General features: G+C 70.8%; 19 protein-coding genes. 6 read left to right on the forward strand and 13 right to left on the reverse strand.

All coding sequences use genetic code 11. From position 1 onward, the window contains the following. Positions 1–43: 43 nt before the first annotated feature. A complete protein-coding gene (gltX, locus tag H483_RS30090; RefSeq protein WP_031264905.1) occupies positions 44–1,528 on the reverse strand; it encodes a glutamate--tRNA ligase in 1,485 nt (494 codons plus the stop codon). Positions 1,529–1,652: 124 nt separating this feature from the next. Here gltX and H483_RS30095 point away from each other — a divergent pair, with 124 nt between their 5' ends. Continuing rightward, positions 1,653–2,783: an isochorismate synthase MenF gene (locus tag H483_RS30095; RefSeq protein ID WP_017837023.1), complete on the forward strand. Its 1,131-nt coding sequence runs from the start codon at positions 1,653–1,655 to the stop codon at positions 2,781–2,783. A gap of 6 nt (positions 2,784–2,789) precedes the next feature. On the opposite strand, the gene H483_RS30100 is transcribed toward H483_RS30095, so the two are convergent. The 5 genes from H483_RS30100 to serA form a co-directional block, all read right to left on the reverse strand. Further along, positions 2,790–3,584: a fumarylacetoacetate hydrolase family protein gene (locus H483_RS30100; protein WP_017837024.1), complete on the reverse strand. Its 795-nt coding sequence runs from the start codon at positions 3,582–3,584 to the stop codon at positions 2,790–2,792. A 10-nt stretch (positions 3,585–3,594) separates the two neighbouring features. After that, positions 3,595–4,308 (reverse strand): exonuclease domain-containing protein, encoded by a 714-nt coding sequence (locus H483_RS30105; protein ID WP_017837025.1) that lies wholly within the window; start codon positions 4,306–4,308, stop codon positions 3,595–3,597. Next, entirely contained in the window at positions 4,308–6,170 is a 1,863-nt protein-coding gene (locus tag H483_RS30110) for a putative nucleotidyltransferase substrate binding domain-containing protein (RefSeq protein WP_017837026.1), read from the reverse strand. Before H483_RS30110 ends, H483_RS30105 begins: the two co-directional genes overlap by 1 nt. 85 nt (positions 6,171–6,255) lie before the next feature. Then, positions 6,256–7,275, reverse strand: a complete 1,020-nt coding sequence (locus H483_RS30115) for a 3-isopropylmalate dehydrogenase (RefSeq protein WP_017837027.1) — start codon at positions 7,273–7,275, stop codon at positions 6,256–6,258. A gap of 35 nt (positions 7,276–7,310) precedes the next feature. Then, entirely contained in the window at positions 7,311–8,903 is a 1,593-nt protein-coding gene (gene serA, locus H483_RS30120; RefSeq protein WP_017837028.1) for a phosphoglycerate dehydrogenase, read from the reverse strand. Between the two features lie 166 nt (positions 8,904–9,069). Here serA and H483_RS30125 point away from each other — a divergent pair, with 166 nt between their 5' ends. After that, positions 9,070–9,651, forward strand: coding sequence for a hypothetical protein (locus H483_RS30125; RefSeq protein WP_017837029.1), 582 nt, complete (start codon positions 9,070–9,072; stop codon positions 9,649–9,651). Further along, a complete protein-coding gene (locus H483_RS30130) occupies positions 9,648–11,120 on the forward strand; it encodes an NAD(P)/FAD-dependent oxidoreductase (protein ID WP_017837030.1) in 1,473 nt (490 codons plus the stop codon). Before H483_RS30125 ends, H483_RS30130 begins: the two co-directional genes overlap by 4 nt. Before the next feature lie 56 nt (positions 11,121–11,176). Here the strand turns inward: H483_RS30130 and H483_RS30135 are convergent, their stop codons facing one another. Genes H483_RS30135 through H483_RS30150 form a run of 4 tightly spaced genes read right to left on the reverse strand, consistent with a single transcriptional unit; the run spans position 11,177 to position 16,312 of the window. Continuing rightward, on the reverse strand, positions 11,177–12,793 hold the full coding sequence (locus tag H483_RS30135; RefSeq protein ID WP_017837031.1) for a hypothetical protein: 1,617 nt from the start codon (positions 12,791–12,793) through the stop codon (positions 11,177–11,179). A gap of 51 nt (positions 12,794–12,844) precedes the next feature. Beyond that, a complete protein-coding gene (ilvC, locus tag H483_RS30140) occupies positions 12,845–13,858 on the reverse strand; it encodes a ketol-acid reductoisomerase (RefSeq protein ID WP_017837032.1) in 1,014 nt (337 codons plus the stop codon). Between the two features lie 55 nt (positions 13,859–13,913). Beyond that, positions 13,914–14,420 (reverse strand): acetolactate synthase small subunit, encoded by a 507-nt coding sequence (gene ilvN, locus H483_RS30145; protein WP_017837033.1) that lies wholly within the window; start codon positions 14,418–14,420, stop codon positions 13,914–13,916. Then, the gene (locus H483_RS30150; protein ID WP_081615182.1) at positions 14,417–16,312 is read right to left on the reverse strand and encodes an acetolactate synthase large subunit; all 1,896 of its coding nucleotides are present in this window, start codon (positions 16,310–16,312) and stop codon (positions 14,417–14,419) included. Before H483_RS30150 ends, ilvN begins: the two co-directional genes overlap by 4 nt. 280 nt (positions 16,313–16,592) lie before the next feature. On the opposite strand from H483_RS30150, the gene H483_RS30155 reads away from it, so the two are divergent. Beyond that, on the forward strand, positions 16,593–17,030 hold the full coding sequence (locus H483_RS30155) for a PH domain-containing protein (RefSeq protein ID WP_193746873.1): 438 nt from the start codon (positions 16,593–16,595) through the stop codon (positions 17,028–17,030). Here H483_RS30155 and H483_RS30160 read toward each other — a convergent pair. Next, positions 16,920–18,404 (reverse strand): DUF3533 domain-containing protein, encoded by a 1,485-nt coding sequence (locus H483_RS30160; RefSeq protein ID WP_238556296.1) that lies wholly within the window; start codon positions 18,402–18,404, stop codon positions 16,920–16,922. The genes H483_RS30155 and H483_RS30160 overlap by 111 nt on opposite strands. Positions 18,405–18,610: 206 nt before the next feature. Between H483_RS30160 and ilvD the strand changes: the two genes are divergently transcribed. Continuing rightward, positions 18,611–20,449 (forward strand): dihydroxy-acid dehydratase, encoded by a 1,839-nt coding sequence (gene ilvD / locus H483_RS30165; protein ID WP_017837037.1) that lies wholly within the window; start codon positions 18,611–18,613, stop codon positions 20,447–20,449. Positions 20,450–20,479: 30 nt separating this feature from the next. Here ilvD and H483_RS30170 read toward each other — a convergent pair whose 3' ends face one another. Next, complete coding sequence (locus H483_RS30170; RefSeq protein ID WP_031264907.1) at positions 20,480–21,289, reverse strand: DoxX family protein; 810 nt, start codon at positions 21,287–21,289, stop codon at positions 20,480–20,482. A gap of 66 nt (positions 21,290–21,355) precedes the next feature. Here H483_RS30170 and H483_RS30175 point away from each other — a divergent pair, with 66 nt between their 5' ends. Continuing rightward, entirely contained in the window at positions 21,356–22,384 is a 1,029-nt protein-coding gene (locus H483_RS30175; RefSeq protein WP_017837039.1) for a hypothetical protein, read from the forward strand. A 21-nt stretch (positions 22,385–22,405) separates the two neighbouring features. On the opposite strand, the gene gatB is transcribed toward H483_RS30175, so the two are convergent. Then, entirely contained in the window at positions 22,406–23,887 is a 1,482-nt protein-coding gene (gatB, locus tag H483_RS30180) for an Asp-tRNA(Asn)/Glu-tRNA(Gln) amidotransferase subunit GatB (protein WP_017837040.1), read from the reverse strand. Positions 23,888–23,889 lie beyond the last annotated feature (2 nt).

The following is a 23,889-nucleotide window of genomic DNA, read 5'->3' on the forward strand; positions in this document are numbered from 1 at the left end:
AAGAGACTATCAAAGCACCGAGGGTGAATAGCAAATCGCCTGGTCAGTCTGCGATCGGCGCGGCCCGCAGCCGGGCCAGGGTCAGCTCACGACCCAGCAGTTCCAGCGATTCGAACAGGGGCGGCGAGATGTGCGATCCGGTCACCGCGACCCGGATCGGACCATAGGCCCTGCGTGGCTTGATCCCGAGGCCGTCCACCAGCGCACCGGAGAGCGCCGCCTCGATCGCCGGGGTGGTCCACTCCGGTATCGCGTCCAACGCGCCCACGGCCGCGTCCACGACCTCGCGGGAGTCGGCCTTGAGGTTCTTGGCGGCGGATCCGGGATCGACGACGAACTGCGCCTCGTCCACCACGAGGAAGCGGATCAGGTTCCACGCGTCGGACAGGACGACGATGCGGGTCTGCAGCAGATCGGCCACGACCGCCCACCGCTCGCCGTCCAGCCCGGCCGGCAGCGTCAGGCCGTCCTCGGACGGGTGCGCCTCGAGGTAGTCCCGCAGCCGTCGCGCGAACACCTCAGGGGGGAGCCGCCGGATGTGCTCGGCGTTGATCGCGTCCGCCTTCTTCTGGTCGAAGCGGGCGGGGTTGGCGTTGACCTGACGTACGTCGAAGGCCTCCACCATCTCCTGCAGGGAGAACACATCGCGGTCGTCCGACAACCCCCACCCCAACAGCGCCAGGTAGTTGAGCAGTCCCTCGGGCAACATCCCTCGATCACGGTGCAGGAACAGATCCGACTCCGGGTCCCGCTTGGACAGCTTCTTGTTCCCCTCGCCCATGACGAACGGCAGGTGCCCGAACTCGGGGACACGCTCGGCCACCCCGATCCGCGTCAGTGCGCGGTAGAGCGCGATCTGCCGGGGAGTGGAACTGAGCAGGTCCTCGCCCCGGAGCACATGGGTGATCTGCATGAGTGCGTCGTCCACCGGGTTCACCAGGGTGTAGAGGGGGACCCCGTTGCCCCGCGTGAGCGCGAAGTCCGGAACGGTGCCGGCCTTGAAGACGGTCTCGCCGCGGACGAGATCGTCCCACCCCAGGTCCTCGTCCGGCATCCGGAGCCGGATCACCGCGCCACGCCCCTCATCCCGGTAGGCCTGCTTCTGCTCCTCCGTCAGGTCGCGGTCGTACCCGTCGTACCCGAGTTTGGGATCACGCCCGGCCGCGCGGTGGCGGGCCTCGACCTCCTCGGCCGTCGAGAAGGACTCGTAGGCCTCGCCGGCGTCGACGAGCCTGCGCACCACGTCGAGGTGCTGGTCGCGTCGCTCGGACTGGCGGTAGGGGGCGTACGGTCCGCCCACCTCCGGCCCCTCGTCCCAGTCCAGTCCCAGCCACCGGAGCGCGTCGAGCAACGCCTGGTACGACTCCTCCGAGTCGCGTGCGGCGTCGGTGTCCTCGATACGGAAGACGAAGGTCCCGCCCGTGTGCCGCGCGTGGGCCCAGTTGAACAGCGCCGTCCTGACCAGTCCCACGTGGGGTGTCCCGGTGGGCGAGGGGCAAAAGCGGACACGGACGTCTTGTGCTGTCATGCCCACCATCCTAGAGACGGTCCCGGCTCGCACCCCCGCGCAGGACCGGCCTAGGATCGGCCGGGTACCCGTGGTGCGCCCTTCACGCGCGATCCACACCCGGTCGGAGTCGAGGAGGCGAACCGTGGCGTCAGGGCTCCACCCCGACGCCGCCAGGCCTGTCACCGCTCCGGACTTCCTCCTGTCCCGCCCCACGGGCTCACTGCGCACCCAGGGGTCCCTCCGCTCCTTCCCCGATCCGGCGGACGCCGCGCTGGCGCTGAGGTCCGGGGACTGCGGCCTGGTGGTGGGCGCCCTGGGGTTCGAACCCGATGCGCGGGCGGCGTTGGTGGAGCCCGACATCGTGGTCCGGACCGACGGCCCCCTCGAACCCCCCGCCTACTTCCGCTCGATCCGCACACGTGCCCGCGTCGCCGAGGAGATCCCCTCCACGGAGGTCCACCGGCACCGCGTGGCGACCGCGATCGCCGGGATCCGCGCCGGTGGACTGTCCAAGGTGGTGCTCGCCCGCGCGGTCCGGTTGCTCGCGCAGGACCCGATAGACCCCCACGCGGTGTGCGCGGCGCTCATCGATTCGAGCCCGTCCGCCGACGGGTTCCTGGTCGACCTGACCCCCGCCGGTGGGCGACACACCGGCAGAATACTGGTGGGGTCGAGCCCGGAACTCCTGGTGCGCCGCCGGGGGGACGTGGTGGAATGCCACCCCCTCGCCGGTTCGGCTCCCCGTTCCCGCGACACATCCGAGGACCAGGCCGCGGGGCGCGCACTGCGGGCCTCGGGCAAGGACGCCGCGGAACACGCGTTCGTCGTGGATTCCCTCGCGTCGGCCCTGGCGCCCTTCTGCCGGGACTTGCAGATCCCGGAGCGCCCCTCGCTCACCTCGACCCGTGAGATGTGGCATCTGGGGACCCGGATCCGCGGACGGATCGCCGACCCCCGGACCACGGCGCTCGACCTCGCGTTGGCCGTGCATCCGACGCCCGCGGTGTGCGGGACCCCCACCGACGAGGCCAGGCGCGTGATCGCGGGACTCGAGGGCGAGCGCGGCTTCTACTCGGGGGCGGTCGGCTGGGCGGACGCGGGCGGCGACGGGGACTGGATGGTCACCATCCGCTGCGCCGAGATCGACGCGGATCGCACCGGGGCGCTCGCCTGGGCGGGCGGGGGCCTCGTCGCCGACTCCGACCCGGACGACGAGGTCGCCGAGACCGCCGCCAAGCTCCGGACGGTCCTCACCGCCCTGGGCGCCGTGTGACCCGACCTACCTGTCGACGACGGGGTTGCTCAGCGACCCGATGCCCTCGATCTCCACGGTGACCTGGTCACCGGGCAGCATCGGCCCCACCCCGGCGGGCGTGCCCGTCAACACGACGTCGCCCGGAAGCAACGTCATGACCCTGCTGACGTACTCGATGATCTCCCCCACGGTGTGCATGAACTGGGAGGTGTTGCCGTCCTGGCGTACCTCCGAGGAGCCGTCCGGGTGGTGCACGGTGGTGCGGACGTCGAGGCCGTTCGGGTCGAGGTCGGTGACGATCCACGGGCCCAGCGGGCAGAAGGTGTCGTACCCCTTCCCCCGCGTCCACTGACCGTCCGCGAGCTGCTGGTCACGGGCCGTCACGTCGTTGGCGCAGGTGTAGCCGAGGATGACCTCGTGGGCCCGGGCGGCCGCGACGTCGCGACAGGGCTGCCCGATCACCACGGCGAGTTCGCCCTCGTGGTCCACCCGCTCGGAGCTGGGAGGGTAGGCGATCGCGGCCTCGGGGCCGACGACGGAGGTGTTGGGCTTGAGGAAGATCAGCGGCTCGGCGGGCGCCTCGGAGCCCATCTCCTGCGCGTGCTCGGCATAGTTCTTGCCCACACACACCACCTTTGAGGCGAGGATCGGAGCGAGCAGGCGCACGTCGGCCAGCGGCCATTCGCGACCGGTGAACTCCGGGGTGCCGAAGGGGTGTTCCGAGATCTCCGCGCAGGTGAGGGTGGCGGGGTCGGTGACGTCCCCTCGAACCTCGACGAAGGCGAATCCCTGCGGGTGGGCGATACGGGCGAGACGCATACCCGCGATCCTATGCCGTTCCCAGATCCCGGAGCGTCGTGACCCCGCGGTCGCGCAGCTCGGCCGTCTGCGCCAGGTACAGCTCCGCGCAGGCGAGCGCGTCGATCAGTGCGTCGTGCGCCCGGTAGCGCGGGAGTCCGTACCGCCGCCGCGCACGCCACAACCGCAGTTCGTCCGGGGAGGCTTCCGGGGCGAAACCCATGTCGACCCCCCCACCGAGCACGCGGCGGTGCAGCTCGAGGGTGTCGACCGGCACGAACGGTGGCCGCACGTCGTGGGCGGTGGAGCACAGCGAGCCGAGGAACTCTGTCTCTATACGACTGTAGTGGGCGACGAGCACCCGCCCGGTCAACGCGGCGAAGACCTGGTCCAGGACCGCGCCGACCCCGACTCCGGTGGCCACCGTGTCGTCGGTGATGCCGTGCAGCGTGGCGCTCTGCCCCACCCCCTCGGCCTCGTCGGCGTGGTCGTCTCGGAGGATCATGGACCGCGCACCGCCGAGGTCGATCCGGTCGCCGTCCACGGGCACCAGCCCCACGGACAGGACGCGGTGGCGCCGGGGGTCGAGCCCCGTGGTCTCCACGTCCACCGCCAGCAGCCGCAGATCGGCCAACGGGGTCGACGACGCCGGCGGCGGGGTCTCGAGGTAGCGACGCAGCGGGCCGTCGGGAAGCCGCCGTGCAGTGCGCCGCCGACGCCCCGACCGGGTGAACAAGTCGCGCATCACATCTGCCCGACCCGGTATTTCAAGCCGAGCGAGCCCTGCACCCCGGCGATGATCCGGAACGCGGCGCGGAGACGGTGGCGGTCGGCGGAGCTCAGCGTTCCCGGGTCGAGGTGGTTGTCCTGCGGGTCGTCGTCCGCGATCTGGCGTGCGTGATGGCTGTAGGTCAGGCCGCGCAGGAACCGGAAGGCCTCGGACAGGTCCTCCGCATCCGCGCGCGCGATCACACCCGCCCCGGCCGCGGCGTCGAGGCGACCGAGCGTGGAGACCTCGTCGAGCCCTGCGGAGAGGGCGTACACGCGGGCGATCTGCACCACCGGCGCGATCCCCCCGGCCTTGAGGTCGAGGGTGTTGCGGTACTCGCCCCGCCGTTCCACCACCAGCCCGCGGAAGAACCCCAGCGGCGGACGCCACTCGCAGGCGATCCGGGCGAGGTGGGCCTGGAACCGCAGGCTGCCCTCGGCGCGCGCGAGCATCTCGTCCCGGACCCTCATGAACAGCGAGGTGTCCCCGTGGACGGGGCGGATGTCCAGGAAGACCTGGGTGTTCAGGACGGCGTCCGCTCCCGGTGCCCGGACCCAGTCCCCCACCTGGCGTTCCCAGGACGCGCACGTGCGACGCCACGCCGGGGTGGAGGCCATGACGTCGCCCGGACACAGCGGGAACCCCGACCGGTCGAGACCTGCACACACCTGCCCGGCCAGCTCGGCGAAGTACCGGTCCGCGTCGGGTGTCGTCTCCGCCGCATCGGCCAGGATGAGCGCGTTGTCCTGGTCGCTCGCCACGCCCAGTTCCCCTCGTGCCTGGGAACCGAGCCCGACCCAGCAGTACGCCACCGGCGGTGGTCCCAGCTCGCCCTCGGCCAGGGAGATCAGTCGACGGGTCGCCGCGTCCGCGGTGGCCGTGACGACCCGCCCGATGTCCTGGGGGGCGGTGCCGCGGCGGACGAACTCCCCGACCAGCGCGGGCAGCCTCGCGGCCAGGTGCGCGACCCCCTCTGCGTCGGGTGCGCGGGCGATGCGGGCCGCGAGGTAGACGGGGTCGGTCTGCGCCAGGCGGAGCAGGTCCCCGCTGGTCACCATCCCCACCGGCGCGCCGTCCTCGCAGACCGGCAGGTGATGGACCCCGCGGTCGATCTGGAGGAGCGTGGCGTCGAACGCGCGGGTCCCGGCGTCGACCGTGACGGGGTCCGGGGTCATGATGGCCGACACCGGGCCCCCGGTGTCGCCGCCGACCGCGACGACCTTCGAGCGCAGGTCCCGGTCGGTGAAGATGCCCACCACGCGACCCGCTTCAACGACGAGCAGCGCGGATACGCGGCGCTCGGTCATCAACCATGCGGCGTCACGGATGGCGGTGTCGGGTCCGGTTGTCACCGCGTCGCGGGCGAGCAACTCCCCGACCGGCGTACCGAGCGCGTCCCCTCCCGCGGCCTCGAGTCGGGCCGAGGCGAGGTCCTGACGGATCCGCTCGCTGCGTTCGCCGAAGAACAGGCCCAGCTGCGGGTGGTCGGTGAGTAGCGAGTCCAGGACGTCGCGGGGCATCTCGAGCAGCAGGGTGTCGGCGACCGCCACCATCCGGTAGCGCGACGGCCCGCCACTCGCCAGGGACGAGTAGCCGAAGCAGTCCCCCTCTCCTCGCGCGTCGAGCAGCGCCCCGTCCGGATCACACACCTCCACGGCGCCCGAGCGGATGAGGTGCAGGGTGTCGTTCCGGGCACCCGCGTCGAGGATCACCGTCCCCCGGCGGTGGTACCGCTGCGAGAGCTGCGCGGGGATCCGGTCGAGCTGATCGACGGTCAGCTGGTCGAAAGGGGCGCACCGGGCGAGGAAATCTCTCACCTCGACGAGTTCGACGTCCATGGGTCCACTGTGGACGTCGACGGCCCGCGGTGTGACGCGCTTCCTGCGATTCACACCCGCGGGCCGCGAGGGTGGGTGGCGGGTCCTAGCCTCCGAGCGCCGCCACGATCCGGTTCCCGACCTCGGACGTCGACACCGGCCCGTCCCCGCGGGACCCCAGGTCCGCCTCGACCGCGGCCTCCACCCGGTCGGCTTCTGCGGCCTTCCCGAGATGCCGCAACATCAGAGCGACGGACAGGATGGCCGCGGTGGGGTCGGCCTTCCCCTGGCCCGCGATGTCCGGGGCGGAACCGTGCACCGGTTCGAACATGGAAGGATTGGTCCCGGATGCGTCGATGTTCCCCGACGCCGCGGTGCCGATCCCCCCGGTGACGGCCGCGGCGAGATCGGTGATGATGTCGCCGAAGAGGTTGTCCGTGACGATGACGTCGAAGCGCGAGGGCTCCGTCACCATGTAGATCGTCGCCGCGTCGATATGGCAGTAATCCACCTCGACGTCCGCGAACTCCGGGGCCACCTCGTCGACCGTGCGCTGCCAGAGTCCGCCCGCATTGACCAGGACGTTGGTCTTGTGGACGAGTGTGAGCTTGCCGCGGCGGGCCCGCGCGCGGTCGAAGGCGTCGCGCACCACCCGCTCCACGCCGAACCGGGTGTTGACCGAGGTCTCTGTCCCGATCTCCTGGGGCGTCCCGACCCGGATCGCACCACCGTTGCCGGTGTAGAGCCCTTCGGTCCCCTCGCGGACGACCACGAAGTCGATCTCCCCCGGGTTCTTGAGCGGGGTCGCCGAGCCCGGGTACAGACGCGACGGGCGGAGGTTGACGTGGTGGTCGAGCGCGAACCGCAGGGGCAGCAGCATCCCGCGTTCGAGCACGCCGGCGGGCACGGAGCGCGGGTCCCCGATAGCGCCGAGCAGGATCGCGTCGTGGCTCTTCAGGCTCTCGACATCCGCGTCGGTGAGCGTCTCACCGGTGCGCAGATAGCGTCGCGCCCCGAGGTCGTACTCCGTCTTCTCGACCCCCGGGACGAGCGCGTCCAGTACCCGGATCGCCTCGGCCGTCACCTCGACACCGATCCCGTCGCCGGGGATGACTGCGAGCTTCATCGTCTGCGTGTTCCTCTCCACCGGTCCCGTCTCTCTCAGTCCAGGTTGATCTGGGTGGCCGTGGCCCCGAGCTCGGAGACGATCCGGTCGACCGTCGGATCGGCGACCGCGCGGTCGACCCGCAGGATCAACGACGCGCCCTCACCGGTGGCGTCCTGGCTCAGGGCGGCGGCCTGGATGTCGATGCCCTCCCCGCCGAGGATGGAACCGACCTTGCCGAGCACACCCGGTCGGTCGGAGTAGTGCACGAAGAGGTTCTGGCCCTGCGCGCGCAGGTCGAAGCCGCGCTCGTTGATCCGGACGATCTTCTGGACCTTCTCGAGGCCCGAGAGGGTTCCGGTGACCTTTCCGGTCGCGCCGTCCGCGGCCACCGCGGTGACGGTCACGGTGCTGCGGTAGGACTTAGACTCGCTGCGGGTCTCCACCGAGTGGGTGACGCCGCGCTGCTCGGCCATCTGACCCACGTTGACGAACGTGGCCGGCTCGTCGGTGATCGCGGAGAACAGGCCACGCAGGGCCGCGAGCCCGAGCACGTCGACCTGCTCGGCGGCGAGCTCACCGGCGACGTCGACGTTGACCGTGGTCGGCACACCCGGGCAGAGGTGGCCGGCGATCAGGCCGACCTTGCGGACCAGGTCGAGCCAGGGGGCGACCTCGTCGCCGACCGGGCCGCCGGAGACGTTCACGGCGTCCGGGACGAACTCGCCGCGCAGGGCCAGCAGCACACTGCGGGCGACGTCGGTGCCGGCGCGGTCCTGGGCCTCGCTGGTGGAGGCGCCCAGGTGGGGGGTGACGACGGTGTTCTCCAGCTCGAACAGCGGCGAATCGGTGCAGGGCTCGGTGTCGAACACGTCGAGGGCGGCGGACCGGACCTTGCCGGACTTCAGTGCGTCGACGAGGGCGTCCTCGACGATCAGCCCACCGCGGGCGGCGTTGACGATCACGACGCCGTCCTTGGCGCGGGCCAGCCGCTCGGCGTCCAGGAGACCGGCCGTCTCCTTGGTCTTGGGCAGGTGCATGGTGATGATGTCGGCGCGGGAAACCAGCTCGTCGATGTCGACCAACTCGATGCCCAGCTGCGCGGCGCGGGCGGCGGGCAGGTAGGGGTCGTAGGCGATGAGGGTGGTCTCGAACGCCGCCAGGCGCTGTGCCACCAACTGGCCGATCCGACCCAGGCCCACCACACCGACGGTCTTGCCGAGCAGTTCGACGCCGTTGAAGGAGCTCCGCTTCCACGTGTGCTCGCGCAGCGTGCGATCGGCGGCGGGGATCTGGCGGCACGCGGACATGAGCAACGCCACCGCGTGCTCGGCGGCCGAGTGGATGTTGGAGGTGGGCGCGTTGACCACCATGACGCCGCGTTCGGTGGCGGCGGGGATCTCGACGTTGTCCAGTCCCACACCCGCGCGGCCGATGATCTTGAGCTTGGGCGCCGCGGCGAGCACCTCGGCGTCGACCGTCGTGGCCGAGCGGACGAGGATCGCGTCCGCGTCCTTCACCGCGTCGAGGAGCTTGGGGCGATCCGGGCCGTCGACCCAACGGACCTCGACGGCGTCGCCGAGTGCGTCGACGGTCGACTGGGCGAGCTTGTCGGCGATGAGGACGACGGGACGTCCGGATGCTGTCACAGTGGGATCTCCTCGGTGTCAATTCGGGCACCGACAGTCTAGGTCACCGCACCCCGCCCACGACCAGTGGCCGGGGTGGCGACGGAGGCCTACCGTGGCTGATGTCACCGCAGCACCCGACCGTGTCACCGCAGGACCCGACCTCCGCCAGACGAACGGAACACCTATGCCGCGCACTCCCCGGTCGACCGGATTCCCGGCCGGCCTGCCCAGTCCCTGGCTGCCCGTCCTCGCGCCCGCTCGCGGCTCGACCGCGGTGGCCACCTACCTGAGGGCTCACCTGTACGGGGCTGCAGTGGGGCGCAGCCTGCTCGACCGCTGCATCCGGGCGGTCGACGATCCCGACCGGGCCCGCCTCGAGCCACTGCGGGAACAGTTCGAGCAGGAGATCACCTTCGCCTCCGAGGTGTTGTCCCGGCTGACCCCCATCGGGACGCCGGGTCGGGGGCTGTTGCGCCGATCCTCCGGGATCGCGCTGGGCGTCCTGCCCGTGGGGCCGGTGCTCAGCGACCCGCTCGCCCGCCTGGGGGTGTTGGAGGCGCTACGCACCCTTGTCGTGGCCAAACGCTCGATGTGGGACCTGCTCGCGGAGTCCTGGGTCGCGGACGCGCCCTCCGGTGGTGAGGGTGCGACGGTGGGCGGCCCCGGGACCCGACGCGTCCTGATGGACCTGGCCGAACAGGCCGCGGCACAGGCGGTCCTGCTCGAGGAACTGCGACGCACCTACGGTCTGGCAGTCTTCGAATGACCCGTTCCGCCCCGGTTCGCGCCGACGTCGCGGTGGTGGGGTCGGGTCCGAACGGACTCGCCGCCGCACTCCTGTGCGCCCGCGCCGGCCGACGGGTCGTGGTCCTCGAGGCCGAGGACACCATCGGGGGCGGGTGTCGCACCCTGCCCATGGACGGCATGCCGGGCGATCTCGGCGAGGGCCTGCTGGTCGACCCGTGTTCGGCTGTCCACCCGATGGCCGGAGCCGCACCGTTCTTCCGGCAGTTCGACCTGGCCGCGCACGGCGTCGAGTTGAGAACGCCGCCGGTTCAGTTGGGCCACGCGCTCCCCGGTCGCGACGCGATCGTGGTGCCCTCCGACCCCTCCCCCGCGACCCTGGCCGAGGGGATGGGGTCCGAGGCGGAGGCCCGGGCCTGGTGGCAGGTCATGGGACCGCTGGCCGGGCGGTCGCTCGAGGTGGCGGCCACGGCGCTGTCCGATCAGCGGTCGATCCCGCCGGTCACGGCGGTAGCGGCGCTGGCGAGGGCCTTCGCCCGGGCACATCCCCTGGGGATCACGGGCGACCGGTTCGGACCGGATGGCCGGACACTGCTCTCGGGGATCGCCTCCCACGCGATCTCGCGCCTCTCCTCGCCGGCGGCGACCGGGGTCGGACTGGTCCTCGGTTCCCTCCTGCACTCCCCGCTCGGGTGGGCCCTTCCCGTCGGGGGGAGCGGTGCGATCACCGGCGCACTGGCAGAGGCGCTGCGCCGGGCCGGCGGGGAGATCCGCACGGGGGTCCGCGTCGAGTCGCTGGCGCGGATCGACGCGCGGGACATCGTCTTCAGCACCTCCTCGCGGATCCTCGGCGAGATCCTGCTGTCGTCCTCGCCGTCGCCGGCCGTGGAGCGACGGGCCCGCCGACTCACCCGCGCGCCCGTGGGTGGCGCCGCGGCGAAGGTCGACATCGTCCTGTCGGGTCCGGTGCCGTGGAGAGACCGACGCCTGCGCGATGCGGGCACGATTCACCTGGGCGGGAACTCGGCCCACATCGACGCGGCCGAGCGCGCGGTGGCGGACGGCCGTCACGCGGACCGTCCGATGGTGTTGGTCTCCCAGCCGTGGGTGACGGATCCGGGTCGCATCGCTCCCGACGGACGACGGCCACTGTGGACCTACGCCCACGTGCCCGCCTACTCGGGGCAGGACCAGACCGAGCAGGTGCTCGCCGCGCTCGAGGCGGTCGCACCCGGGGTCCGCGACGTGGTGGTGGCCACCCGGTGCACTCCCGCGTCCCGGATGGATCGGCACAATGCGAGCTACGCCGGTGGGGACATCGCCGCGGGCCGCGTGGACCTGCGCGGCCTCGTCGCCCGTCCGGTCCCCCGTGTCGACCCCTTCGCCACCGGCGTGCCCGGTGTGTGGCACGCGTCCGGGTCGACGCCCCCGGGGCCGGGCGTCCACGGAATGGCGGGCCAGCACGTCGCCGAGCGGATCCTCCGCGGCTGACGGGTCGGCTCGACCGCCCGACCCGTCTCGGCCGGGCGGTCGGGCGGTCGGGCCGCCTACTGGTAGGACACGAACCAGGGCCGGGGTTCGACCGCCATCGTCTGTTCCGGAGTGAAGGTCGGCGTGTCCTCGTCGTAGAAGTTCTTCCACGCCATCCAGATGTCGGGTGACAGTCCCTGCTGCAGGACCTCCCACGTCTCCATCTTCATCTCCGGCGTGCCGTGCCCGTCGGCGTGGAGGGAGATCGCCACCTCGGGCCGCGAGGTGTCGATGTCCTGGCGGTCGGTGATCATCGCCAGGCTGAACTGGTGCAGGATGAGCAGCTTCTGCGGGCCACCGGAGTCGCGGGTGAGGTCGGCGAGCCAGTGGGTGACCCGGTTGATCTCCTCGGCGCTCGCGCTGCCGATCTGCGCCCCCGGGCGCTGTCCGGGCTCGAGCTTCCACTCGGGGTCCAGGGCCAGTCCCACGTTGGGCCGCCGGAGCAGATCCTCGAACAACCGGGCCTGGTCGAGCAGGTCCGCCATCCCGGGCTGCAGGTCGATCACGGCGTAGCCGCCGGCCTCGGTGATCGCGTCGACGAGCGGCTCGAACTCCTCCGGCGGCCACTCGTTGGTGTAGTTGCCGTCGGGCCCGGGTTCGGTCGCCGCGACGGTGGCGATGATCTCGAACGCGGGGATGACCGGCTCGGGAGAGTACGGCTGGTACTCCTCGACCAACCGACGCACCCGTTCCGCGCTCTCCGCGGGTCCCTGCTCGCCGAGGATGCCCAGCGCCGGCGTGATGGGCGAGCCGTACGCCGCCACGAACCGTCGGCCCGGGAAGAGCAGTTGCCCCCCGCCGGGGAGCTCGGGAACGGACCGGGCCTCGTCGATCCTCTCGGCCAACTCATCCTCGGTGCCCCATCCGGGCCCGAGGGCGATCACGGTGTCGGCGTCGGTCACCGCCTCGACCGAACCGCCGTCGACGCGCGGGTCCGGTGCCCGGAGGTGGGAGACCGCCGCCCCGCCCGCAACGGCGGTCGCGACCGCGGCCACCGGCGTCTGGTCGTGGACGAGCACGCGGGGGGCGTCGTCCGCGGACCAGGCGGGCCCGCCCGCGGTGAACTGCTCGGTGTCCGACGCGGTCTCGCCGCCGGCGGTGAACTGCCCGACCACCATCAGGGATGGCGAACCCGGTGACTGGTGGACGGTGACGTCGTCCACGCGGTCGCCGGGGATCTGCTGCTCCGAGTGGAACGTGATCCCGGTCAGTTCCTCCAGATCGGCGCGGTCCTCAGGGGAATCGACGACCTCGCCGTCGTCGGGGTTGAACGTCACCTCGCCGACCCGCAGCACCCGCTCCGTGCCCATCCGGTCGAGTTCGCCCGCGAGCGCGTCATCGCCACCGGCCACCGCGGTGAGCATCGGCGCGCGCAGCCCCACGGCCACCGACGCGGCGCGGGCCTGGGCGGCCTCGTCCGGCGCCGCCACCACGACCACCGGCGCGGACTCCACCAGCAGGCGGGTCGCCTCGACACCGGACTCGTCGGTGTCCTCGGCGACCCTCGCGCCCTCGACCTGCGCGGCGGTGATGCCCGGCGCGGCGTCGTCGGGCCCGGAGGTGCACGCGGCGGTGGACGCGACCAGACAGAACGAGAGAACCGCCGCCCCCACTCCTCGGTTGAAGTAGCGCACGGCGGTCCTCCTGACAGTCGGGAAACGATCCCGCTGGACCCTACATGGGTCTCAGGCGGTCTCGGTGATCGGCCGGTCGACCCAGCTCATCAGATCGCGCAGTTTCTGGCCGGTGACCTCGATCGGGTGCTCGGCGTTCTCCTTGCGGAGCTGCTCGAGTTCCTTGTTGCCACCCTCGACGTTGGCCACCAGGCGCTTGGTGAACGTGCCGTTCTGGATGTCGGCCAGGATCTCCTTCATACGCTCCTTGGTGCCGGCGTCGATGACGCGCGGGCCCGAGAGGTAACCACCGAACTCGGCGGTGTCGGACACCGAGTAGTTCATCCGCGCGATGCCGCCCTCGTACATCAGGTCGACGATGAGCTTGAGCTCGTGCAGCACCTCGAAGTAGGCGAGCTCGGGTGCGTATCCCGCCTCGACCATCACCTCGAAGCCCGTCTTGACGAGCTCCTCGGTGCCGCCGCAGAGCACGGCCTGCTCACCGAACAGGTCGGTCTCGGTCTCGTCCTTGAAGGTGGTCTTGATGACTCCCGCGCGGGTTCCGCCGATCGCCTTGGCGTAGGACAGCGCCAGCGCCTCGCCCTCGCCCTTGGGGTCCTGCTCCACGGCGATGAGCGCCGGGACGCCCTTGCCGTCGACGAACTGGCGACGCACGAGGTGGCCGGGGCCCTTCGGGGCGACCATCGCGACGGTGACGCCCTCGGCGGGCGTGATCAGACCGAAGTGGATGTTGAGGCCGTGTCCGAAGAACAGCGCGTCGCCGTCGTTCAGGTTGGGCTCGATGTCCTCTGTGAAGATCTGGGCCTGCGAGGTGTCGGGGGCCAGCAGCATGACCACGTCGGCCCACTTGGTGGCCTCGGCGGCGGTCATGACCTTCAGTCCGGCCTCCTCGGCCTTCGCGCGCGACTTGGATCCCTCGCGCAGACCGATCGCGACCCCGACACCGGAGTCACGCAGGCTCAGCGAGTGCGCGTGCCCCTGCGAGCCGTAACCGATGACCGCGACCTTGCGGCCCTGGATCAGCGACAGGTCCGCCGAGTCGTCGTAGAACATCTCCACTGCCATGGTGGATTCCCTTCGTGTTGTTTTCGTGAAGCCGAGACTTGTGTAGAAGTCGAGACTATCGAGTGGTGGTGATGGACTTGGGGCCGCGTCCCAGCGCGACCATGCCGGACTGCACGATCTCGCGGATCCCGTAGCCGTCGAGCATGCGCAGCAGCGCGTCGAGCTTGTCGGGGGTGCCGGTCGCCTCGAGCGTGAGCGACTCCGGGGAGACGTCCACGACGTGGGCGCGGAACAGACTGGCGATCTCGACGATCTGGCCGCGGTTGGTGGTGTCGGCGCGGACCTTGACCAGCGTGAGTTCCCGGGCGACCGAACCGGCCGGGTCCTGCTCCACGATCTTGATCACGTTGACCAGCTTGTTGAGCTGCTTGGTCACCTGTTCGAGGGGGAAGTCCTCGACGGCCACGACGATCGTCATCCGCGAGAGGCCGTCGGTCTCCGTGGGACCCACCGCGAGGGACTCGATGTTGAACCCGCGCCGGGAGAACAGCGACGCCACGCGCGCGAGCACGCCGGGCTTGTCCTCCACCAGCACGCTCAGGGTGTGGGAGCGGGCGGTCACTGGTCCTCCTCCTGGGCGGCGAGCACGGCGGCGTCGATCCGCTCGGTCACCTCGTGGACGTCCGCGGCGTCGTCGGCCACGGAATCGGTGTCGTCGAACAGCGGCCGGATGTCCCGCGCCGCCATGATCTCGTCGTTGGACGTGCCCGCCGCGACCATCGGCCACACCTGGGCGTCCTTGCCCACAATGAAGTCGATGAGCACCGGTCGGTCGTTGATCTCCCGGGCGCGGGCGATCACCCGGTCGACGTCCTCCTCGCGGTCACACCGGAGCGCGACGCACCCCAGTGCCTCCCCGAGCTTGACGAAGTCGGGGATGAGCATGGACTGGGTCGACAGGTCCGTCTGCGAGTAGCGCTGGTCGTAGAACAGCGTCTGCCACTGGCGGACCATGCCGAGGTTTCCATTGTTGATCAGGGCCACCTTGATGGGGGCGCCCTCGATCGCACAGGTGGCGAGCTCCTGGTTGGTCATCTGGAAGCAGCCGTCACCGTCGATGGCCCACACCTCGGCCTCCGGCCGACCGAACTTGGCGCCCATCGCCGCGGGCACCGAGTACCCCATGGTCCCGAGTCCGCCCGAGTTGAGCCACGTGCGCGGCTTCTCGTACTGGACGAACTGCGCGGCCCACATCTGGTGCTGGCCGACTCCCGCGCAGTAGATCGCGTCCGGCCCGGCGGCCGCGCTGAGTCGCTCGATCACGAACTCCGGGGAGAGCGATCCATCGGACTGCGGCCCGTAGCCCAGCGGGTACTCGGACCGGATCGCGTCCAGCTCGCCCACCCACCCGGTGGGCTCGGCGAGCGAGCCGGCGTCGCGTTCTCCGCGCAGCGTCTGGACGAGCTCGACCAGCACCTCCTTGATGTCGCCGACGATCGGGACGTCGACGGCGCGGTTCTTGCCGATCTCCGCCGGATCGATATCGGCGTGGATGACCTTGGCCCCGGGTGCGAAGGTGTCGAGCTGGCCGGTCACCCGGTCGTCGAAACGGGCACCCAGCGTGACGAGCAGATCCGACTTCTGCAGTGCGGCGACCGCGGCCACGGTGCCGTGCATGCCGGGCATGCCGTAGTGGAGCCGGTGTGAGTCGGGGAACGCGCCCCTCGCCATCAGCGTCGTGACCACGGGGATTCCCGTGAGCTCCGCCAGGGCCAGCAGCTCGGCCGAGGCGTCCGCCTTGATGACTCCCCCGCCGACGTAGAGGACCGGGCGCTGGGCCTTGGCGATGAGCCGTGCCGCCTCCCGGATCTGCTTGCCGTGGGGCTTGGTCACCGGTCGGTACCCGGGCAGCTTCATCTCCGGGGGCCAGGAGAAGGTCATCTCGGCCTGCAGGACGTCCTTGGGGATGTCCACGAGGACCGCCCCCGGCCGGCCGGTCTGCGCGATGTGGAACGCCTCCGCGATCATCCGCGGGATGTCGTCCCCGTGCGAGACCAGGAAGTTGTGCTTGGTGATCGGCATCGTGATGCCGGAGATGTCGGCTTCCTGGAAACCGTCCGTGCCGATGAGCGCGGTGCCCACCTGGCCGGTGATGGCCACGATCGGAACCGAGTCCATCTGCGCGTCCGCCAGCGGGGTGACGAGGTTGGTGGCCCCGGGGCCCGAGGTGGCCATGCACACGCCGACCCTGCCCGTGGCCTGCGCGTACCCGGTCGCCGCGTGACCTGCGCCCTGCTCGTGCCGGACCAGCACGTGTCGGACCTTGACCGAGTCGTAGAGGGGATCGTAGACGGGCAGGATCGCGCCGCCGGGGATGCCGAAGACGACCTCGGTGCCGATCTCCTCGAGGGACCGGACGACCGCCTGCGCGCCCGTCATCCTCTCGGGGGCCGCGGACCGGGCCCTGTGCTCTGCACCCGGACGTGGTCCGGGCTGTGCCGTTGGTGCGCTCACTTCAACTGTCCTTCATGGTGGTCGTGGAGCTGACGTTCGTCGCCGCACCCGGTCCGGTGGGACCAGGGGAACCCGGCAACAAAAAACCCCCGACGACCACGGGGGCCGGCGAGGGTGCGCGTCGACGAAAAAGCCAGGTAGCGGCTCAGGCGCCGACGCGCCGGCCGAGTACTAGACCGTTCCAGGTGTTCACGCGCTCAGGTTAGGCCCCGGCCGTCACGGTCGTCAACTCGTGGATACCCGATCCCACATGGTGGACCGTGAGACAGTGGAGGGCACCATGAGCGCCCCATTCAGAGCACCCCACCCGGAATCCACGCCGAGCGACCGCGCCCTGTTCCGGGTCAACCCCATGTCCTACGCCGTTATCGTCATCGTCGTCCTGGCGATCCTCTGGCCCGTCAGCACCTACCCCGTCGCTCTCGGATGGCTCGTGCTGCTCCCGATCGCGTTCGGGTGGTGGGTCGCGCGGACCAACACCAGACTCGACGAGGACGGCGTCCACCTGTCGTCCTGGCGGTCGAGCAGGTTCGTGCCGTGGGACGAGGTCAAGGGGGTGCTGTTCCCCAAGAACGGCTTCGCCCGCCTCGTCACCACCACGGACAGCTCATTCCCGATGGGAGGGGTCTCGTTCCACGACCTCCCCCGACTCTCGGTCGCCAGTCGGGGGCGCATCCGCGACCCCTACTCCGCCTCGCGGGCTGACGACGCCGGTTGAGCGACGGCCCGCCGGGACCCGCTCCGCCACGGCCTGACGCCGCATCCCCATCCGCTCGTACAGCAGGGTGATCACGACCCCGGCGAGGAGTCCCGCCACGGCCCAGCCGCCGAGCACCCAGACCGCGTGGCCCAGACCCGCGTCCCAGCTCGAGTCGAAGAACATGACAGAGCGGATCCCCAGGTAGGCCTGGTGCATGGGTTGGAGGTTTCCGATCACCACGAACACCTGCGGAAGCATCTGGGTCGGGGTGGCGCCTCCCGACGTGGGGATCCCCAGCACCACGAAGACCACGAGGTTGACCAGCAGGCCGGCGTTGCCGATCGCCGCGATGATGGTGTGGGCACAGACTCCCACCGCGACGATGACCAGATTCGAGAACCAGAACAGGTGCCACGGGTCGTACCCCGTGACCCCGATGACGTGGGCGACGAGAAGGGTCAGCCCCGACACGAGCGGGGCCGTCACCAGCGTCACCGCCCATTTGCGGGCAAGGGTCTGGAGCCGACCGAACGGGGCCACGTGGACGTGCAGCGCCAGCGGTCCGATCTCGAGCGGGATGAACCCCAGACGAGCGTCGAGCACGGCGGAGATGATCATCGCCCCGGTGAACCCCGCGAGCACCACGATCAGCGCGTAGAACATCGGCAGCGAGGCGTTCGACACCCCCTCAGGCAGCGGGTTCCACGCGGTGACGTCGATCCCGACCGGGTCCTGGAGTGCGAGGGTCGCGGCGGCGCCGATCGTCCTGCCCTCCGCCTCGGCGAGCAACTGTGAGTCGGCGAGCAACCTGGGGCCCATCCGGTCGCGGAACGACTCCTGCATCGCCTCGGCCATGGTGTTCATCACCTGGCTCGACACGATGGAGACGCGGGGCGAGTACTCGACCGTGACCCGCGCGGGCGCGGGAGGTTCCGCCGCATCCCCCGCCTCGGTGGCGGCCGCCTCGACCAGGCCGACCACCCGCTCACTCAGATCCGCGGGGATCCTCACCGCGCCGAAGTACGACCCGTTGCGCAGACCCTCCTCCGCCGTCTCGGGATCCACGACGTGCAGCCGGATCCTCTCCCAGTCGTTGTTCTGGAGCAGGCCGGCGGTGATCTGCGATCCCACGTCGAGGTCCCGCACCCCGACCGGCGTGTCCAACGAGGCGCCGGCGTCGGAGTCCACCACCGCCACGGGGATGTGGCGGGCATGGGCCTGGGGGTCGGCGGTGCCCCCGAGGTACATGAACGACAGCAGGAAGAACAACCCGCAGACCAGTACGACCGCGCCTGCGGAGTGCGAGACGAACTCCCGGACGCCTCCGGTGTGACCCGAGTCGGTCACGTCGTTCGGGTCGGTCACGTCGGTCACGTCGGTCGAGTCGGTCATGGTGAACCTCATTCGTGTGCAGTGCCGGTCGGTCACTCTCCCGACCGGAACGAAGCTACTCCTGCCCCCGCGGGTACTGTGTACCCGTCCCCTCGAGCGCTCCGCCGCACGTCACGGGCCCGGTCACAGGTCCGTTCCCCGGCCCGGCCGCGGCGCTGCTCAGACGGGGCGCTCCGCCCGTAGTCCTGAGAACCGATCGAGGTCCCATGCCTGCCCTGAGGTCACGCACCAGCACAGCCGGACGCAACGCGGCGGGGGCGCGCGCCCTGTGGCGCGCCACCGGCATGACCGACGCGGACTTCGGCAAGCCGATCATCGCGGTGGCCAACTCGTACACGCAGTTCGTCCCGGGGCACGTGCACCTGAAGAACGTCGGTGAGATCGTCGCCGAGCAGATCACCGCGGCGGGCGGCGTCGCGCGCGAGTTCCACACCATCGCCGTGGACGACGGCATCGCCATGGGACACGCGGGCATGCTGTACTCGCTACCGAGCCGCGAGATCATCGCCGACTCCGTCGAGTACATGGTCAACGCCCACACCGCCGACGCACTGGTGTGCATCTCCAACTGCGACAAGATCACCCCGGGCATGCTCAACGCGGCGATGCGACTGAACATCCCCACGGTGTTCGTCTCCGGTGGCCCCATGGAGTCCGGGTTCTCGGTGGTCGTCGACGGCGTGGTCAAAGCCGGTTCCGACCTCATCACCGCGATCTCCGCCTCGGCCAACACTGCGGTGGGGCAAAAGGACCTCGACGCGATCGAACGCTCGGCGTGCCCCACGTGCGGGTCCTGCTCGGGCATGTTCACCGCCAATTCCATGAACTGCCTCACCGAGGCCCTGGGGCTGTCCCTCCCGGGCAACGGCTCGACCCTCGCCACGCACAGCGCACGACGGGAGCTCTTCGCCGAGGCGGGCCGGCTCATCGTGGACCTGTGCACCCGGTACTACCGCGACGACGACGAGTCCGTCCTCCCCCGCGCGGTGGCCACCCGGCAGGCCTTCAGCAACGCCATGGCGCTGGACGTCGCGATGGGTGGCTCCACCAACACAGTGCTGCACATCCTGGCCGCCGCGCAGGAGGGCGAGGTGGACTTCGACCTGTCCGACATCGAGCGGATCTCCCGCCGGATCCCCTGCCTGGCCAAGGTCGCGCCCAACTCGGACTACTACATGGAACACGTCCACCGGGCCGGCGGCATCCCGGCGATCCTCGGCGAACTGCTCCGCGGTGGCCTGCTGGAGACCGACGTCCATTCCGTCCACTCCCCCTCGCTCGAGCAGTACATCGCGGACTGGGACATCCGTAGCGGCACGGCCACCGAGAAGGCCGTGGAGTTGTTCCACGCCGCCCCGGGCGGGGTCCGGACGATTGAGCCGTTCTCCACCGACAACCGCTGGGAGTCACTCGACACGGACGCCGCGCACGGGTGCATCCACTCCGTCGAGCACCCGGCCACCGCCGAGGGCGGGCTGGCCGTGCTGCGCGGGAACATCGCCCCGGACGGGTCGGTCTTCAAGACGGCCGGCGTGTCCGAGGAGAACTTCCACTTCAGCGGCCCCGCCCGGGTCGTGGAGTCCCAGGAGCAGGCGGTGTCGGTGATCCTCAACAAGACCCTGCGGCCCGGTGAGGTGCTGGTTGTGCTGTACGAGGGCCCCGCCGGCGGGCCGGGGATGCAGGAGATGCTCCACCCCACCGCGTTCATCAAGGGCGCCGGCCTGGGGACCAAGTGTGCACTCATCACCGACGGCCGCTTCTCCGGGGGCTCGTCGGGACTGTCAATCGGGCACATCGCGCCGGAGGCCGCGGCCGGTGGCCCGATCGGGTTGGTCCGGGACGGTGACGTGGTGACGATCGACGTGGCCACCCGGTCCATCTCGGTGGACGTCGACGACGTCGAGATGGACCGTCGCCGGGCGGCCAAGGGACCCACCCCCTGGCGTCCGGACTCCCGCGACCGGAAGGTCTCCGCCGCGCTGCGGGCCTACGCCTCCATGGCGTCGTCCGCCGACAAGGGTGCGGTCCGGATCCTGCCCGACTGATCCTCGTTCGGGCCCCCGCGGTCCCGGCCCTCAGCCGGCGGTGACCGCTGGGCTGTCGGTGGTGGACGTCAGCGGGTCGGTGCCGTTGAGCAGATACCAGATCACTCCCGCCGCGATGACGGCCAGCAGCAGCCAGATCGCACCGCTGAACCGGGGGCGGTGCGACCATCGCCATTTACGGTCGACAGACCACCGTCCGGGACCCGCGAACAGCAGGGCGAGCAGAGCGGCGATGTACAGCACCGAGGTCTCCAGACCACGCGTCGTCTCCCCGAGCAGGGGGATGGGGTCGCCGCCGGTGAGCCGGACCGCGAGGCCCAGACCGACGATGCCGAGCAACCCCGCCGCCGCTACCGGAGTGGCCAGGCCCACGACGAGCAGGGCTCCCGCCACAAGCTCGACGACGCCGCCGGTGACCGCGAGGAGCCGGGCCTGGTCGAAGCCCGACTCGGTGAGTGTCTGCGTGAACCCGTCGAGACCCGGGCCCCCGAACAGACCGAAGAGCTTCTGCAGACCCCGCATCGCCAGCAGGACGCCCACCGCGAGACGCAGGAGGAACAATCCGAAGTCCGCCGTGCCGCGCCGGGGGATCTCGTCCCGGTTCTCAGGGGCGATGGTCGTGGGCTGGTCGCCGAACGGCAACGGCGTCGACGTGTCGTAGGCACCGGAGTCCGGGTAGTGGGAGTAGTCCGTCCGGGTCGCCGCCGGGAATGCCGTGGTCGCCGAGTCCGCGGATCCCGGGGTGGGGCCGGTCCTCGTGGCTTCGGGGACGTCGAGCGGGTAGTCGACGTCGTGGATCATCTCGGTTCGGGCGTCGTCTCCGGGCGTTGAGGAAGTCACCCTGCGACCATAGGCCGCTTCCCGGGCCCCCGCACCCAGGACACGGCGCACCGTAGTCTTGTCGTCATGAGATCGCTCTCGCTGCTGGTGGTCCTGGTCATGGTGATGGCCGGGTGCGCGAGGTTCGACGATCGTCTCGAGGCCCCCTTCACCCCCGCACCGGGCCCGGGGATGGGTGCGGCCCCGCCGTCCACCCCGCCGGGGATCCCCCCGCCGTCTTCGTCTCCCATCCCGGGCGAGCAGGACGCACCCCCGGAGACCGGCCCGTGTGTGGACCCGGACCCGGCCGTCATCGCGACGTGCCTCGAACCGGCCGTCGCGGTCGCCGGCCTCGGAGAGCGGGCGCTGGTGGCGGAGTCGACGGGGGGCGTGAAGATCGTGTCTGTGGACGGCCCTCCCGAGGACTTCGGCCGGGTCGACCCGCGTGGCGGTCGCGTGGCGGCCGTGGCGCCCTCCCCGGACTTCGCCCAGGACAGGCTGCTGTATCTCCTCGTCGTCGGCGACGGCCCCTCCAGGGTCGAACGGCTCGCGCGCGGGGACGCGCCCAGGACGGTCGCCGAACTCGCCCCCGCCGAGACCGGGGGGCTCGCCTTTGTCGACGCGGTCCTGACGGTGGGTGTGGGCTCGGAGGTCGTGAGATTCCCCGGGTTCAGGGGCATCGGCACCGCGCAGAACACCGAGGTCGTCGTCCGCGACGTGGGCCGGATCACCGGACTGTGCACCCATGGGTCCGAGCTCTACCTCGCCACCGTCACCGACCGCGGTGCGGTGATCCGGAGCGCCGATCGCGTCATCTGGACCTGGCCTGACCAGCGTTCGGCCGGAGGGTGCGCCGCGGCCCAGGACTCACTCGCCCTCGCTTTGCCGGACGGCGAACGCGCTGACACCCTCGCCCTGACCGGTGGGGCGGCGCGCGGCCAACCCGAGGCGTTGGCCGAGGGTCGCTACGGACGTATCACCGGCCTGGCGTCAGTCGGTGACGGGGTACTGCTGGGAGGGACCACCAACAAGAGCGGTGGCTCACCCGTCCCCACCGATGACCGCGCCGTCATCCTGCCTCAGTCCGCCGGCGGCGGCGGCGACGCTCGCACCTGAGACCGGGGCCTGGCTGCACACCTAGCCGCAGGCGGCGATGACCAGTTCCTTGACCCTCGCCGGGTCCGCCTGACCGCGGGTGGCCTTCATGACCGCACCCACGATCGCCCCGGCCGCCTGGACCTTCCCGGAGCGGATCTTCTCCGCGATATCCGGCTGGGCCGCGAGGGCGTCGTCGACGGCCTTCTGTAGCGCGGAGTCGTCACGGACCACCTCGAGGCCCCTGTCCGCCACGACGCGGTCGGGCTCACCCTCGCCGTCCAGGACCGCGTCCACGACCTGACGGGCGAGCTTGTTGGTGAGCCTGCCTTCTGCCACGAGCTCGATGACGCGTGCCACCTGGGCCGGGGAGATCTCGAGACCTTGCAGGCCCACGCCACGCTTGTTGGCCTGCTGGGACAGGTAGGACACCCACCACGAGCGGGCCTCGGTGGGCGCAGCGCCGGCGTCAACGGTGGCGAGGATCAGGTCCAGCGCCCCGGCATTGACCAGGTCGCGCATCTCCTCGTCCGAGACGCCCCACTCCGCCTGCACCCGCGCGCGGCGCACCCATGGCAGTTCGGGCAGTTCGGCTCGGATCTTCTCGACGAGCTCGTCGAGCGGTTCCACCGGGGCGAGATCGGGCTCCGGGAAGTACCGGTAGTCCTCGGCGGACTCCTTGGGCCTGCCCGCCGTGGTGGTGCCGTCGGATTCGTGGAAGTGCCGCGTCTCGAGCACCACCTCACCACCGGAGGTCAGCACGTCGGCCTGTCTGCACATCTCGTGGCGCACGGCGATCTCGACACTGCGCAGCGAGTTGACGTTCTTCGTCTCCGTGCGGGTGCCGAACTCGGTGGCCCCCTTGGGCATCAGGGAGACGTTGGCGTCACACCGCATCGATCCCTGGTCCATGCGGACGTCCGAGACGTCGAGGCTCCGGAGCAGGTCGCGCAACGCCGAGACGTAGGCGCGGGCGATCTCGGGTGCACGCTCCCCCGCCCCGACGATCGGCTTGGAGACGATCTCGATCAGCGGAACGCCGGCGCGATTGAAGTCGAGCAGCGAATGGGTGGCACCGTGGATCCGGCCGGTGGCCGAGCCGACATGCGTGGACTTGCCGGTGTCCTCCTCCATGTGCGCCCGCTCGACCTCGACGCGCCAGGTGGAGCCGTCATCGAGCTGGACGTCGAGGAACCCGTCGTGCGCGATCGGCTCGTCGTACTGGGAGATCTGGTAGTTCTTCGGCTGGTCCGGGTAGAAGTAGTTCTTGCGCGCGAACCGGCTGTACGGCGCGATCGAACACCCCAGGGCCAGGCCGATCTTGATGGCCCATTCGACGGCCTGCCCGTTGACCACCGGCAGCGCCCCCGGCAGCCCGATACACACCGGGCACACCTGCGTGTTGGGGTCGGCTCCGAACGCCGTCGGGCACCCGCAGAACATCTTGGTGGCGGTGTGCAACTCGACGTGCACCTCCATGCCCATGACGGGATCGAAACGTGACACGACCTCGGTGAACTCCATGC

The organism is Dietzia sp. UCD-THP, from assembly GCF_000349585.1.
Lineage (GTDB): Bacteria > Actinomycetota > Actinomycetes > Mycobacteriales > Mycobacteriaceae > Dietzia > Dietzia natronolimnaea_A.

What these genes read in the sequence shown, in the direction of transcription:
- ilvC (WP_017837032.1), bottom strand. Translation starts at nt 13,858, where the DNA reads ATGGCAGTGGAGATGTTCTACGACGACTCGGCGGACCTGTCGCTGATC.
- gatB (WP_017837040.1), bottom strand. Translation starts at nt 23,887, where the DNA reads ATGGAGTTCACCGAGGTCGTGTCACGTTTCGATCCCGTCATGGGCATG.
- H483_RS30160 (WP_238556296.1), bottom strand. Translation starts at nt 18,404, where the DNA reads ATGACCGACTCGACCGACGTGACCGACGTGACCGACCCGAACGACGTG.
- ilvD (WP_017837037.1), top strand. Translation starts at nt 18,611, where the DNA reads ATGCCTGCCCTGAGGTCACGCACCAGCACAGCCGGACGCAACGCGGCG.
- H483_RS30100 (WP_017837024.1), bottom strand. Translation starts at nt 3,584, where the DNA reads ATGCGTCTCGCCCGTATCGCCCACCCGCAGGGATTCGCCTTCGTCGAG.
- H483_RS30155 (WP_193746873.1), top strand. Translation starts at nt 16,593, where the DNA reads ATGAGCGCCCCATTCAGAGCACCCCACCCGGAATCCACGCCGAGCGAC.
- H483_RS30130 (WP_017837030.1), top strand. Translation starts at nt 9,648, where the DNA reads ATGACCCGTTCCGCCCCGGTTCGCGCCGACGTCGCGGTGGTGGGGTCG.
- gltX (WP_031264905.1), bottom strand. Translation starts at nt 1,528, where the DNA reads ATGACAGCACAAGACGTCCGTGTCCGCTTTTGCCCCTCGCCCACCGGG.
- H483_RS30110 (WP_017837026.1), bottom strand. Translation starts at nt 6,170, where the DNA reads ATGGACGTCGAACTCGTCGAGGTGAGAGATTTCCTCGCCCGGTGCGCC.
- H483_RS30105 (WP_017837025.1), bottom strand. Translation starts at nt 4,308, where the DNA reads ATGCGCGACTTGTTCACCCGGTCGGGGCGTCGGCGGCGCACTGCACGG.
- H483_RS30125 (WP_017837029.1), top strand. Translation starts at nt 9,070, where the DNA reads ATGCCGCGCACTCCCCGGTCGACCGGATTCCCGGCCGGCCTGCCCAGT.
- H483_RS30175 (WP_017837039.1), top strand. Translation starts at nt 21,356, where the DNA reads ATGAGATCGCTCTCGCTGCTGGTGGTCCTGGTCATGGTGATGGCCGGG.
- H483_RS30115 (WP_017837027.1), bottom strand. Translation starts at nt 7,275, where the DNA reads ATGAAGCTCGCAGTCATCCCCGGCGACGGGATCGGTGTCGAGGTGACG.